Raw genomic sequence first — 13,365 nt, forward strand, 5'->3', positions numbered from 1 at the left:
CTTGGTTTCGCGCGACTCTACCGCACGATGCGGCGCGACTCATGGCGCATGCAAAGGGGGTGCGCAACCGCGCGAAGTGTGCCGTTACGGAATGGCGGGCTTGGCCGAAGCAGCCGCGCGACGAGCGTCGCGGCGCGCCTTGTGCTCGGCTGCTTCACGCGCCGAATCGCGTTTTCGGCAATAGGTCCACAAAGCGATCTGCAAGCCGATGAGCATGAGGAACACCGGCTGATAGGCGATCCCCTGGAAGGTTGCACCGACAAGATAGACGATGTTGGAAAACTGCAATGCGCTTGCCAGCGGGCCCTGCCACTGTTCTGCAGGGTTTGTCCGGTCCCGCCACTTCCTGCGGATCCGCTCCATTTGCAGGAGGCCCAGTGCATGCAGGCTGAGCCACATGATCAGACCCGGCCAGCCCTGTTCGCCCAGCATCTCGAAGAAGGAGGAGTGATAGGCGCGCCCTGCATCCGTCACATCCTGTATTTCGGTGACCAGGGCACCGCCTTCCTCGCGCGTTACCGGCATGCGGTACGTGAACTTGTTACCGCGATAGGCGTCGAACCCGCCGCCCAGCGGATGTTCGGACACATAATCCAGCGTCCACATCCAGACCTGCATACGGGTCGAAGCCGATTCGTCGGATTCGACCGAACCCAGCGTTGCCATGCGTTCGTAATAGCTGGCGGGAAGAAAGGGCAGCGCGGCAACCCCCAGCGCGCCGGCGGCCATTACATACATCAGCCGGTTCCTGACATCGCGCAGCATCAGGATGCCGAGCACGCCGATGCAGAGCAGGCCGGTCCTCGCTTCGGTGCCGATCGGAATCAGCAGGCAGGCGAAAATGAGCAACCCGGCAAAGGTCTTCACGCGCCAGTCGGGCGGGAAGATCGTACCATGCCTAGTAAACCACAAGATGATCGGGATCAGCGCAATGGAAACCGTTGCCAGGGTCGAACTTTCGTAGATGTTCGAATTGTCGTTCACGAACAGATAGAGATTTTCGTACCCGCCACCGCCGAGCGCCGTCTTCATGCCTGCCGAAATGATGATCGCCCCTGCGGTCAGCACCAGCACCAGCGCCGCAGCCTCGATCCGCAGGCGGGTTATCAGCGTGACCGGCAGGAAGATGGCAAAGACCAGCGCCTTCCATACCCAGTCCCACTTCTCATGGGCCTCGATCGGGAAATCGGCCCATTGCAGGGTCATGAAGCAGTAGGCGAGCAATGCGCACATGATGCCCTGGCGCAGCGTAAACTTCGTGTCGGACTTGGGGTCCGCAAATGCCCATCCCGCAAACGCCAGCAAGAATGCGATCAGCGAGATCGGCAGCATCGGCGTTAGCGTCCACCCGATTTTCTGCGGCGCGAGAATATCGATATAGAGATAGGCCAGCACCCAGATGAACGGACGCCTGAGACCGAGCAGGAACATGGCCATGACGGTCAGGAACAGCGCTACATCAAGCATCGCCGCGCTTCTTGCGTTGGCGGGTGCCACCCGGTCGCTTTTGCTTTGACTGCGCCTGGGGCTCGTCGAGCACATCGCCCAATGCCTCCTCTCGGTCGAGCTCACCGCGCGCAAGTATGCGCAAAAGCGCAATGACGAGAAGCGCGTGGGCAAGGGCAAGGGCGAAATAATCGATCACGTGCAGGTCTTTCCAGTGCGCCTCTAATGCAATGCAGTTGACGCGTCGTTAAGCGTGATGTGTCACAGGAACCGATCTTATGACCCGTGTTCTGCACATTCTCGACCATTCATTGCCGCTGCACAGCGGTTATACCTTTCGCACGCGCGCCATACTCAAGAGTTCGCAGAGCGCCGGGATCGAGGTTTGCGGTATCACGGGCAACCGCCACCTGGCCCAAGGGCCGCCGGTCGAAACCGTCGACGGGCTGACCTTCCATCGCACCGCAACGAAATTATCCAGCCCCCCGATCATCCGTGAATGGCAGGAAATCGAAGCCTTGCGCGCAGGGATCGAACGCGTGGCAAAGGAATGGCGGCCCGATATCATCCATGCCCATTCGCCCGCCTTATGCGGGATGGCCGGCTTACGCGCCGCACGCCGTCTGGGCATGCCTTTCGTTTACGAAATACGCGCTTTCTGGGAAGATGCGGCAATCGGCAACGGAACCGGCAGCGAAGGCTCGATAAAATACCGCCTGACCCGCGCGCTGGAAAATCGCGTGGTCGCAAAGGCCGACGCCGTCTTCACTATCTGCAACGGCCTTCGTGACGATCTGGTCTCCCGCAGTCACGATGGCAACAAGATCGTGCTCTCGCCCAATGGGGTCGACCTTACGCTGTTCGGACATCCCCCTGCGCGCGACGAAACGCTTGCAGCCAGTATCGGGATCGGGTCCGGGCCGGTCATAGGCTTCATCGGCAGCTTCTACGATTACGAAGGGCTGGACGATCTCATCGCCGCCATGCCTGCGCTACGCAATCATCATCCGAACGCACAATTGCTGCTGGTCGGTGGCGGCCCGATGGATGCGGCACTGCGTGCGCAAGCTGCCGCCTCGGGTGTGGGCGAGGCTATCGTATTTACCGGCAGGGTCCCTCATGACGAGGTCGAACGGTATTATTCGCTGATCGATGTGCTTGCCTACCCACGCAAAAAATCGCGGCTTACCGATCTGGTCACCCCGCTGAAACCGCTGGAGGCAATGGCACAGCAGCGGATCGTTGCCGCGAGCGATGTCGGCGGGCATCGCGAACTGATCGAAGACGGCGTCAGCGGTCTCCTTTTTCCGCCCGACGACCCCCAGGCCATCGCGACCGCCTTGGCTGGATTTGTCGATGCCAAGGAGCGTTGGCCCGCCATGCGCGAGGCCGGTCGCATGCATGTCGCTGCAAAGCACGACTGGAGCAGGAACATCGATCGTTATCGTGCCGTTTACCAAGAACTGCTAGGACGTGCCCCGTCCGCGGCCGCCTGAGCCGCCCATGGTGAGTTGAGACCGACCGATGACCGACGCAACCCGCACTGCACCAGTCAGCAAACACCCCGCGTTCAAATGGGGCGTCGGCTTGTGGTTTGCGTTGCTGATGGGGCTTGGCCTGTTTGTAATGCCCGAGAGCATCCATCAGGCACTGGCCGAACGACTTTCGCTGGATGGCGTGCTGAGCGCCGCGTCGAGCAGGATTGTTCTGTCCGTAATGGCGGCTTTGCTTGGCCTGCTGATAGGTGTCGTACTGGCCATGCGTGTCGCGGCGATAAACGACGCCGTACTCGACGACGATGAAGAAAACGACGTCGACCCCACCTGGCTTCGCGAGGAGGAAGAACCGCTTCCTGTCGCCGCCACCGAAGACGCGCCGCGCCGCCCGTTCAATCCGCGCGAAGATATGCATGAAGAAGGGATTGCGACTTTTCAGGCAGATGAAGCCGAGGTTGCCGCGCCTCCTATCGACGAGCCAACGGACTATTCTTCCAAAGTCGACGCTTCCCCCTCTGAAGTTGCTGAACCGATCGACGACGAAGCGCGCGGTTCCGGGGACCACGAACCCGACGGTGGGCAACCCGTTGGCGACACGGAAGAGATTTCCTTCGACACACCCCATCCCGCTCCTCAAGTCATGGCGGAGGCGGTTGGCGACCTCTCGCTGGATGCGCTGACGGCGCGGCTTGAACGCGCTCTGGAAGCATGCAAGGCAGGCCCCGTGGCGGCGCGCCAGGGCGAGAATACCGATCCGGTCATTGCCTTTCTCCGCCGCGAGGCCGAGAATGAAACACCTTTGCGGCCTCGCCAGGACGAGACCGGCGATCCGGAGGCGGAACTGCGCAGCGCGCTTGAAAAGCTCAACAGGGCGACCAAGTCGCAATAGAGCCAGCCGGGTACGCGCTTTTCAGCGCCTGACGCCCGTTAAAGTGTAAATCTTGCAGCCCGTGAAATTTTGCTACGCTGCTCGCAGTTGCAAAAAACCGTTCCTGTCGGCATTAGGTCCCTTCGCGCAATTTTGCAGGCATCGCGCGCGGTGCCGATTGATCCTGTTCCTGACCGATCCGTGCTTTGGGCGGGCGGTCGGTGGGCATGAAGGAGGACGCTTCGCCAATGGGACGCACGCCGCCCCACGCTACGGGTCTTTACGATCCGCGTAACGAGCACGATGCCTGCGGCGTCGGCATGGTCGCCCATATCAAGGGCGAGAAGAGCCACGCCATCGTCACGCAAGCGCTTGAAATACTTGCAAATCTGGACCACCGCGGCGCGGTAGGCGCGGACCCGTTGCTGGGCGACGGCGCAGGGATTCTGCTGCAGATTCCCGATCCGCTGTTCCGCAAATGGGCGCAGAGCGAAGGCAAGGAACTGCCCGCACCGGGCGATTACGCGGTCGCGATGTGCTTCCTACCACCTGCGGATCAAGCGTTTGATTTTGTCACCGAACAGCTCGAACGCTTCGCCGAAAAGGAAGGCCAGCGTGTGATCGGCTGGCGCGACGTTCCGACAACGCTCGACGGACTGGGCGAGGCCGTGATCGAATCGATGCCGCGCATCCGCCAGTGCGTGATCGCGCGCGGCCCCAATTGCCCCGACCAGGACGCCTTCGAACGCAAGCTGGTGGTGATCCGCAAGCAGACGCTCAATCCGCTGAAGACACTGGAAGAAAAGCATGAAATAGAAGGGCTTAGCCAAGCCTATATCCCCAGCTTTTCCAGCCGCACGGTCGTTTATAAGGGCCTGCTGCTGGCAAATCAGGTGGGCAGTTTCTACGACGACCTGCGCGATCCGGACTGCGTTTCGGCACTCGGCCTCGTCCACCAGCGCTTCTCGACGAATACCTTCCCGAGCTGGCGCCTGGCGCATCCCTACAGATTCATGGCCCATAATGGCGAGATAAACACCGTTCGCGGCAACGTGAACTGGATGGAAGCGCGCCGCCGGACGATGGAAAGCGAACTGCTCGGCGCAGATCTCGACAAGATGTGGCCGCTGATCCCGCACGGGCAATCCGACACCGCCTGCCTCGACAATGCGCTCGAGCTGCTGGTGACGGGCGGATACAGCCTGGCCCATTCGATGATGATGCTGATGCCGGAAGCCTGGGCGAAGAACCCGCTGATGGATCCCGCGCGCCGCGCTTTCTACGAATACCATGCCGCCCTGATGGAGCCATGGGATGGCCCGGCTGCCGTGTGCTTTACCGATGGCCGCCAGATCGGCGCCTGTCTCGATCGCAACGGCCTGCGCCCCGCACGCTGGTGCACGACCAAGGACGATCTCGTCGTCCTCGCATCGGAAAGCGGCGTGCTGCCGTTCAGGGACGAGGACATCACGCGCAAGTGGCGTCTCCAGCCGGGACGCATGCTGCTGATCGATCTGGAAGAAGGGCGTATCGTCGAGGACGAGGAGCTCAAGACCCAGCTCTCCAATGCCGAACCTTACGAGGAATGGCTGGAAGCGGCACAGTACAAGCTCAAGGATCTCGATCACATCGAGCCGGATCTGAGCGAGATCGCGAGCACCGACACCAGCCTGCTCGAATGCCAGCAGGCATTCGGGTACACGCAGGAAGACATCGGTCGCTTCCTGGAACCCATGGCGCGCGGCGGCGAGGACCCGATCGGTTCGATGGGGACCGACACCCCGATCGCCGTGCTGTCGGACCGCAGCCGCCTGCTGTACGATTATTTCAAGCAGAACTTCGCCCAGGTCACCAACCCGCCGATCGATCCGATCCGCGAGGAGCTGGTGATGAGCCTGCTGTCGATGATCGGCCCGCGCCCGAATTTGCTGGGCCGCGACGCCGGCACGCACAAGCGCCTGGAAGTAAGCCAGCCGATCCTGACCAACGAAGGCCTGGCCAAGGTCCGTTCGGTGGAAGTCGCGCTGGACGGCGCGTTCCGGACCGCCACGATCGATATCACCTGGGATGCAAGCACGGGCGCCGACGGGCTTGCCATGGCGCTGAAGGAAATGTGCTGGGCTGCGACCGAGGCCGTACTGGGCGATGCCAACATCCTGATCCTGTCGGATCGCGGGCAGGGCCCCGACCGTATTCCCATGCCCGCACTGCTCGCGACGTCGGCAGTGCATCACCAGTTGGTGCGGCAGGGACTGCGCATGCAGACCGGTCTGGTCATCGAGACCGGCGAAGCGCGCGAAGTGCACCATTTCTGCGCGCTGGCAGGTTACGGCGCGGAAGGCATCAACCCCTATCTGGCGTTCGAAACGCTCGAGATGCTGCGCGAAAAGCGGTTCCCCGAACTCGACGCGGATCAGGTCCGCCAGAATTACGTCAAAGCTGTCGGCAAGGGGATCATGAAGGTCATGTCCAAGATGGGCATCTCGACCTACCAGTCCTATTGCGGGGCGCAGATCTTCGATGCAGTCGGGCTGAATTCCGAATTCGTCGATGCCTATTTCAACGGCACCGCCACCACGATCGAAGGCATCGGCTTGAAAGAAGTGGCCGAAGAAGCCGTGCTGCGCCACGCGCAGGCTTATGGCGACAGCCCGCTCTACAAGGGTATGCTGGATGTCGGCGGTATCTACCAATATCGCCTGCGCGGCGAAGCGCATGCCTGGACGCCGCAATCGGTCGCGCAATTGCAGCACGCGGTACGCGGCAACGATCCGAAGAATTACCAGGAGTTCGCAGCGGCGATCAACGAGCAGTCCGAACGGCTGCTGACGATCCGTGGACTGATGGAACTGAAGCCTGCCGAACAGCCCATCGACATCGATGAGGTCGAACCGGCGGTCGAGATCGTCAAGCGTTTCAGCACGGGCGCGATGAGCTTCGGTTCGATCAGCCACGAAGCGCATTCGACGCTGGCCATCGCTATGAACCGGCTGGGCGGACGTTCGAACACGGGCGAAGGCGGCGAGGAACCGGAACGCTTCCGCCCGATGGACAATGGCGATTCGATGCGCAGCCGGATCAAGCAGGTCGCCAGCGGCCGGTTCGGCGTGACCACCGAATATCTGGTCAATTCCGACGATATCCAGATCAAGATGGCGCAGGGTGCAAAGCCCGGCGAAGGTGGGCAGTTGCCCGGACACAAGGTGGACAAGCGCATCGGCGCGGTGCGTCATGCGACGCCGGGTGTGGGCCTGATTTCGCCCCCGCCGCATCACGATATCTATTCGATCGAAGATCTTGCCCAGCTGATCCACGACCTGAAGAACGTCCAGCCCAAGAGCCGTATTTCGGTCAAGCTGGTATCCGAAGTCGGAGTCGGCACGGTCGCCGCGGGCGTATCGAAGTCCAAGGCCGACCATATCACCATTTCGGGATACGAAGGCGGCACCGGGGCGAGCCCGCTGACGTCGCTCACGCATGCCGGATCCCCATGGGAAATCGGCCTTGCCGAAACGCAGCAGACGCTGCTGCTCAACGATCTGCGCAGCCGCATCGCGGTGCAGGTCGATGGCGGCCTGCGTACGGGCCGGGACGTGGCCATCGGTGCACTGCTGGGCGCGGATGAATTCGGTTTCGCCACCGCCCCGCTGATCGCCGCCGGCTGCATCATGATGCGCAAGTGCCATCTCAACACCTGCCCGGTCGGCGTGGCAACACAGGACCCGGTGCTGCGCAAGCGGTTCACCGGTACGCCCGAACACGTCATCAATTACTTCTTCTTCGTGGCGGAAGAACTGCGCGCCATCATGGCCGAAATGGGCTTCCGCACGATCGAAGAAATGATCGGCCGGGTCGACAGGCTCGACATGCGCCGGGTGGAACGCCACTGGAAGGCGCATGGCGTCGACCTGAAGCGCATTCTCCACGCGGTGCCGCTGGAAGAGGGCCAGTCTCTCCACCATACCGAAACGCAGGATCACGGCCTTGCCGCGGCAATGGATGTGGAACTGATCAAGGCCTGCACGCCCGCCATCGAAAGCGGGCAGGCCGTCCAGCTTACCCGCACGATCCGCAATGTGAACCGCACCGTCGGCGCCATGCTGTCGGGCCGGATTGCGGAGGTGCATGGCCATTCGGGCCTGCAGCCCGACACCATCCGGATCGACTTTACCGGCGTTGCCGGACAAAGCTTCGGTGCGTGGCTGGCCCACGGCGTGACCGTTAGCCTGACCGGCGATGCCAACGATTATGTCGGCAAGGGCCTGTCGGGCGGGCGCATCATCGTTCGCCAGCCCGAAGAGGCCCCACGCGCGCCGGGCGAAAACATCATCGTAGGCAATACGGTGCTGTACGGCGCGATTGCCGGCGAAGCCTATTTCCACGGCGTGGCGGGCGAACGCTTTGCCGTGCGCAATTCAGGCGCGGTCGCCGTCGTCGAAGGCACGGGCGACCATGGCTGCGAATATATGACCGGCGGCGTGGTCTGCGTGCTGGGCCCCACCGGCCGCAACTTCGCCGCCGGGATGAGCGGCGGCATAGCCTATGTCTACGATCCGGAGCGCCGGTTCGAAAAGCTGTGCAATCTGGCGCAGGTCGATGTGCTGGATGTCCAGCCGGGCGATGGCGACGGGGCCGACAAGAGCTGGGGCAGGCCGCAGCAGCGCGGCGTTTCGGTCGAGAATTTCGGCATGGGCGATCCGCTCTACCACGACGCGGAGCGGGTGAAGGTGCTGGTCGAACGCCATCTGCTGCACACCGGATCGGCCCGCGCCAAGGCCTTGCTGGATGACTGGGCGAACGAGCTCAAGAATTTCCGCAAGGTGATGCCGCGCGACTATGCCCGGGCGCTGAAGGCGCTCGAGGAAGAACGCGAACAGGCCGCGATGGAAGCCGCGGAATGACCACGCATACCTCGCCATTCCCGCGCAGGCCGGCATCCAGCCGGTACGGGTGCGGCGCGGCCTTGGGTCCCTGCTTTCGCGGGGATTGCGAATTTAGTTTAGGGTTTGATTGAATGGGCAAGGAAACAGGTTTCCTCGAATTCGACCGCGAGGATCGCACCTATCGCGATCCCGAAGAACGGCTGACGCACTACAAGGAGTTCGTCGTTCCGCTGTCGGAGAAACAACTGCGGAACCAGGCGGCGCGCTGCATGAACTGCGGCATCCCCTATTGTCATAACGGCTGCCCGGTGAACAACATCATCCCGGACTGGAACCATCTGGTCTACGAGGACGACTGGAAGAATGCGCTGGAAGTGCTGCATTCCACCAACAACTTCCCCGAATTCACCGGCCGCGTCTGCCCCGCCCCGTGCGAGGCGGCCTGCACGCTCAACATCGTCGACAGCCCGGTAACCATCAAGTCGATCGAATGCGCGATCATCGACCGCGGGTTCCAGGAAGGCTGGGTCAAACCTGAAGTGCCCGAAAAGCGCACCGGCAAATCGGTGGCGGTAATCGGCAGCGGTCCGGCAGGGCTTGCCTGCGCGCAGCAACTGGCGCGCGCCGGCCATGCCGTGACCGTGTTCGAGAAGTCCGACCGCATCGGCGGGCTGCTTCGCTACGGCATTCCCGACTTCAAGATGGAAAAGCACCTGATAAACCGCCGGGCGGTGCAGATGGAGGCCGAGGGCGTCCAGTTCCGCACTTCCAGCGAAGTGGGCGTGGAAGTCAGCTTCCAGGCGCTGCAGGAAAATTTCGACGCGGTCGTGCTGGCGGGCGGCGCGGAAGAAGCGCGCATGCTGGACATTCCCGGATCGGAACTGAACGGCGTGCGGCTGGCGATGGAATTCCTGACCCAGCAGAACAAGCGCAACGCAGGCGACGAGGAAGTGCGCGCCGCCCCGCGCGGCTCGCTCACCGCGACCGGCAAGCACGTGATCGTGATCGGCGGCGGCGATACCGGCAGCGATTGCGTGGGCACCAGCAACAGGCAGGGCGCCGCCAGCGTCACCCAGCTGGAAATCATGCCCAAGCCGCCCGAGAAGGAAGACAAGGCGCTGACCTGGCCCGACTGGCCGCTGAAGCTGCGCACGTCGTCCAGCCACGAAGAGGGGGTCGATCGCGACTGGGCCGTCCTGACCAAGCGTGTCACCGAAGAAAACGGCGATGTCGCCGGGCTCGAATGCGTGCGCGTCGAATGGAAAGACGGCAGGATGCAGGAAGTGGAAGGCAGCACATTCACGCTGAAGGCCGATCTCATCCTGCTGGCCATGGGCTTTACCGGGCCGAAGCGCCGCGGGCTGCTCGACCGGGCAGGCGTGGATCTGGACGGCCGCGGAAATGTGGCGGCGGATACCGAATGGTATCTCACCAGCGAAGCGAATGTGTTTTCCTGCGGCGACATGCGGCGCGGGCAGAGCCTCGTCGTGTGGGCGATCCGCGAAGGGCGCCAGTGCGCGCGCGCCGTCGATCTCGCCCTGATGGGGGCGAGCGAACTACCCCGCTGACAGGAGCGACAGCCATGGCCTTCACCCCCTTCGATCTGACCGGCAAGGTGGCGGTGGTGACCGGCGGCAATGGCGGTATCGGGCTGGGCATGGCCGAAGGGCTTGCCGGGGCGGGCGCGGATGTCGTCATCTGGGGCCGCAAGGCGGACAAGAACGCCGCCGCCCTCGAACAGCTGAAAGCCTATGGCACGCGGATAGAAGCGCTGTCGGTCGACGTGTCGGACGAGGCCGCCGTGGTGGACGCGATGGCGGAAAGCCTTTCGCGGATGGGCCGGATCGACACCTGCATCGCCAATGCGGGCGTGGGCGGCAGCGCCCCGCTGATTGAGCAGACGACCGAGCAATGGCGCAAGGTGACCACGGTCAATCTCGACGCGGTATTCTGGACGCTGCGCGAAGCATCGCGGCACATGGTCGAACGCGCGGAACGGGGTGACAAGGGCGGTTCGTTGCTGGTGACATCCAGCGTATCGGCGATCCACGGCGCCCCGCAGAACCAGGCCTATGCCGCTACCAAGGCCGGCGTGCTGGCGATGGTGCGCGGCACGGCGGTGGAGCTTGCCCGGCACGGCATTCGCGCCAATGCCGTGCTGCCCGGCTGGATCGCCACCGACATGACCGAACGCCTGCAGAACTGGGATGCCTTCAACGAAAAGGCCATCGGCCGCGTACCCATGCGGCGCTGGGGCGAAGGTGAGGACTTTGCCGGCATCGCCGTCTATTTCGCCAGCGATGCCAGCCGGTTCCACACCGGCGATTCGGTAGTAATCGACGGCGGTTACACGATTTTCTGAGCTACAGCGGCCTGAGCCGGCGGCTGGTATTCGAATGCTGCCGGACCGTGTGGATCCTGCCTGCACGGTCGCGTTCGAAGACCACCTCCTCGCGCTCTTCGCCGCTGGGCGAGATGACCCGAAAGCGATCGCCGCCCAGGGGTTTCAGGCGCGACATCTTGTCCGCCGGTGCCCCGGCATCGGGGTCGATCCAGGTGAGCCCGCCGGCCCATGGCACGAACATGAATTCGCCCGACCACGGCTGCCCGTCATAGACGCCCGCGAATTCAGCGAGGTCGACACCTTCGACCGCATCGAACGGCTTGGCTTCGCCGCGCGCCTTGATCAGCGCCGCGATCCCTTCGGCGAGGCGCCCGGGATCGTCCATCGCATTCATGGCGATGGCCACGCCCATCTCTTCGGCCGGCGCCAGCATCAGCATGCTGCGATAGCCGGGGCAACTGCCGCCATGCCCGACCACGGTGGTGCCGCCGATATTGCGCACGGCAAAGCCGAGGCCCCAGTTGGTCTCCCAATCGGGCGACACGTAATGCACCCGTTCCATCTCGCGCAGGGTCGAGGGCCGCAGGACTTCGCGCTGCCCCGTCCGGGCAAGGCGGAACGTCCAGCTGGCGAATTTGGCGAGGTCTGCCACGCTGGCGCTGAAGCCTGCCGCAGGCGCAATGCCCGCCGGATCGAACAGCTTCAGTTCCGGACGTGTGCCATCCGCCTCCAGAGCGCCCCAGCCCACGGCCATCTGCTTGCCGTAGAGTTCCGCCGGAATACCCGGACGCGTATCGCTGAGGCCGAGAGGCTCGAGGATGTTCGCGGTCACATAGTCCGCATAGGGTCGGCCGCTCACCGCTTCGACCGTCTCGCCGACCAGCGTCAGGTCGAGGTTCGAATATTGCCAGGTTGTCGATGCAGGATAGAGCGGGGACTGGCTGCCGATGGTCGCGCGAACCTGCTCCTGCGAGGGAAAGGTAAAATCGGGCCCGGTCCAGTAGGGAAAGTCCGCTTCGCGCGGCAGGCCTGCCGAATGGGTCAACGCCCCGCGCAAGGTGATCGGCACGCTTTCACGCGGATCGTCGGCCAGCCTCGCCCACGGCAGATATTGCGTAATCGGCGCGTCGAGCGCGACCTTGCCCTGTTCCCATTGCTGCATCAGCGCGACGGCAGTGAACAGTTTGGATATCGAGCAGATCGAATAGATCGTCTCGGGTGTAGCGGGCTTGTCCTGCCCGCGATCGGTCGCGCCGAACCCCTTCGCCCACACCGTCCGGTCGCCCAAAGCCACAGCGGCGGAGATCGCAGGAATGTTGCGGTATCGGCGCTGACCTTCGATCCATAATTCGCTGGCGCGCATGGCTTCGGCCAGCGCGGCTGCCTTGGCAGCATCCATCTGCGCAGCGGGTTCGGTCTGCACGGCGGGCGCCCTGTCGGTCTGCGCCCCCGCAGGTATCGCCATGCCCAGCACCGCCAGCGCAGTGCTCGCCCTGAATATCGCTTGCTTCATCGTTCCCCCTGCCATCCCACCGATCATCCTACAGGTGCCGGCGACTGGCAAGCGATTACAACGCCCAGTCGATCGCCTCGCGGCCATGGTCTGAAAGAAAGGCATTGGTCCTGCTGAACGGCTTCGAGCCGAAAAACCCGCGATGCGCCGATAGAGGGCTGGGGTGCGGGCTCTCGATCACGCAGTGCGGCCCTTCGCGCAGGCCGGCGATCCGCTTTGCCTTCGCCTGCGCATGGCTGCCCCAGAGAATGAACACGCTCGGTTCATCGCGGGCCGCAACTGCTGCAACGCAGGCGTCGGTGATGGCGTCCCATCCTCGCTTGGCGTGGCTGCCGGCCTTGGCCGCCTCGACCGTCAGGGTGTTATTAAGCAGCAGCACGCCCTGCCGCGCCCAATTGCTCAGATCGCCATGATCGGCGCGCGCCACACCAAGGTCCGCTTCCAGTTCCTTGTAGATGTTTACAAGGCTCGGCGGGATCTTCACCCCTTCGGGGACGGAAAAGCACAGCCCCATGGCCTGACCCGGACCATGATAGGGATCCTGCCCCAGGATCACGACCTTCACCTCGTCCAGCGGCGTCAGTTCGAGCGCTTTCAACCGGCAGCCGCGGGGCGGGTAGATCTGTTTGCCCGCCTGTTCTTCAGCAACCAGAAACCCACCCAGTTGCCGGGCCTCTGCGGTCGCCAGGACCGGTTCAAGTAGGGGTTGCCAGCTTTCGGGGATCGGTTCGCCTGCCATGACAGCGGGACTAGGCCGATCCGCCTTTGCTCGCCAGCACCCCTTCCCACCAATCCCCAATCGGCCTAAGGCCGCG

Annotated in this window: 9 protein-coding genes; 5 read left to right on the forward strand and 4 right to left on the reverse strand. The window is 63.3% G+C overall.

Annotation, left to right across the window (positions count from 1 at the left end; translation table 11 throughout):
• Nucleotides 1-84 precede the first annotated feature (84 nt).
• Together K3177_RS01535 and K3177_RS01540 are read right to left on the reverse strand one after the other, a co-directional pair.
• Complete coding sequence (locus K3177_RS01535) at nt 85-1,467, reverse strand: DUF5935 domain-containing protein (RefSeq protein WP_196847136.1); 1,383 nt, start codon at nt 1,465-1,467, stop codon at nt 85-87.
• Entirely contained in the window at nt 1,460-1,645 is a 186-nt protein-coding gene (locus tag K3177_RS01540) for a hypothetical protein (protein WP_221596572.1), read from the reverse strand. The genes K3177_RS01535 and K3177_RS01540 overlap by 8 nt, the downstream gene beginning before the upstream one ends.
• Before the next feature lie 79 nt (nt 1,646-1,724).
• On the opposite strand from K3177_RS01540, the gene K3177_RS01545 reads away from it, so the two are divergent.
• The 5 genes from K3177_RS01545 to K3177_RS01565 all read left to right on the forward strand — a co-directional run bounded on the left by K3177_RS01545 (nt 1,725) and on the right by K3177_RS01565 (nt 11,055).
• Complete coding sequence (locus tag K3177_RS01545) at nt 1,725-2,942, forward strand: TIGR04063 family PEP-CTERM/XrtA system glycosyltransferase (protein ID WP_221596574.1); 1,218 nt, start codon at nt 1,725-1,727, stop codon at nt 2,940-2,942.
• A gap of 28 nt (nt 2,943-2,970) precedes the next feature.
• Nucleotides 2,971-3,831 carry a hypothetical protein gene (locus K3177_RS01550; protein WP_221596576.1) on the forward strand — a complete coding sequence of 287 codons (861 nt, stop codon included), beginning with the start codon at nt 2,971-2,973 and terminating at the stop codon, nt 3,829-3,831.
• Nucleotides 3,832-4,058: 227 nt separating this feature from the next.
• The gene (gene gltB / locus K3177_RS01555; RefSeq protein ID WP_221596578.1) at nt 4,059-8,711 is read left to right on the forward strand and encodes a glutamate synthase large subunit; all 4,653 of its coding nucleotides are present in this window, start codon (nt 4,059-4,061) and stop codon (nt 8,709-8,711) included.
• A 113-nt stretch (nt 8,712-8,824) separates the two neighbouring features.
• Entirely contained in the window at nt 8,825-10,261 is a 1,437-nt protein-coding gene (locus K3177_RS01560) for a glutamate synthase subunit beta (RefSeq protein ID WP_103023963.1), read from the forward strand.
• A 14-nt stretch (nt 10,262-10,275) separates the two neighbouring features.
• On the forward strand, nt 10,276-11,055 hold the full coding sequence (locus K3177_RS01565; protein ID WP_221596580.1) for an SDR family NAD(P)-dependent oxidoreductase: 780 nt from the start codon (nt 10,276-10,278) through the stop codon (nt 11,053-11,055).
• Between the two features lies 1 nt (nt 11,056).
• Here K3177_RS01565 and K3177_RS01570 read toward each other — a convergent pair whose 3' ends face one another.
• Nucleotides 11,057-12,565, reverse strand: a complete 1,509-nt coding sequence (locus K3177_RS01570) for a serine hydrolase domain-containing protein (RefSeq protein WP_221596582.1) — start codon at nt 12,563-12,565, stop codon at nt 11,057-11,059.
• A 40-nt stretch (nt 12,566-12,605) separates the two neighbouring features.
• The gene (gene ung / locus K3177_RS01575; protein ID WP_221596584.1) at nt 12,606-13,289 is read right to left on the reverse strand and encodes a uracil-DNA glycosylase; all 684 of its coding nucleotides are present in this window, start codon (nt 13,287-13,289) and stop codon (nt 12,606-12,608) included.
• Nucleotides 13,290-13,365 lie beyond the last annotated feature (76 nt).

Source organism: Qipengyuania pacifica, assembly GCF_019711555.1.
In the GTDB taxonomy this organism is placed as follows: domain Bacteria; phylum Pseudomonadota; class Alphaproteobacteria; order Sphingomonadales; family Sphingomonadaceae; genus Qipengyuania; species Qipengyuania pacifica.

Bases quoted from the DNA above. Each gene is read 5' to 3' on its own strand.
- K3177_RS01535 (WP_196847136.1), bottom strand. From the start codon at position 1,467: ATGCTTGATGTAGCGCTGTTCCTGACCGTCATGGCCATGTTCCTGCTC.
- K3177_RS01545 (WP_221596574.1), top strand. From the start codon at position 1,725: ATGACCCGTGTTCTGCACATTCTCGACCATTCATTGCCGCTGCACAGC.
- K3177_RS01550 (WP_221596576.1), top strand. From the start codon at position 2,971: ATGACCGACGCAACCCGCACTGCACCAGTCAGCAAACACCCCGCGTTC.
- gltB (WP_221596578.1), top strand. From the start codon at position 4,059: ATGGGACGCACGCCGCCCCACGCTACGGGTCTTTACGATCCGCGTAAC.
- K3177_RS01560 (WP_103023963.1), top strand. From the start codon at position 8,825: ATGGGCAAGGAAACAGGTTTCCTCGAATTCGACCGCGAGGATCGCACC.
- K3177_RS01565 (WP_221596580.1), top strand. From the start codon at position 10,276: ATGGCCTTCACCCCCTTCGATCTGACCGGCAAGGTGGCGGTGGTGACC.
- K3177_RS01570 (WP_221596582.1), bottom strand. From the start codon at position 12,565: ATGGCAGGGGGAACGATGAAGCAAGCGATATTCAGGGCGAGCACTGCG.
- ung (WP_221596584.1), bottom strand. From the start codon at position 13,289: ATGGCAGGCGAACCGATCCCCGAAAGCTGGCAACCCCTACTTGAACCG.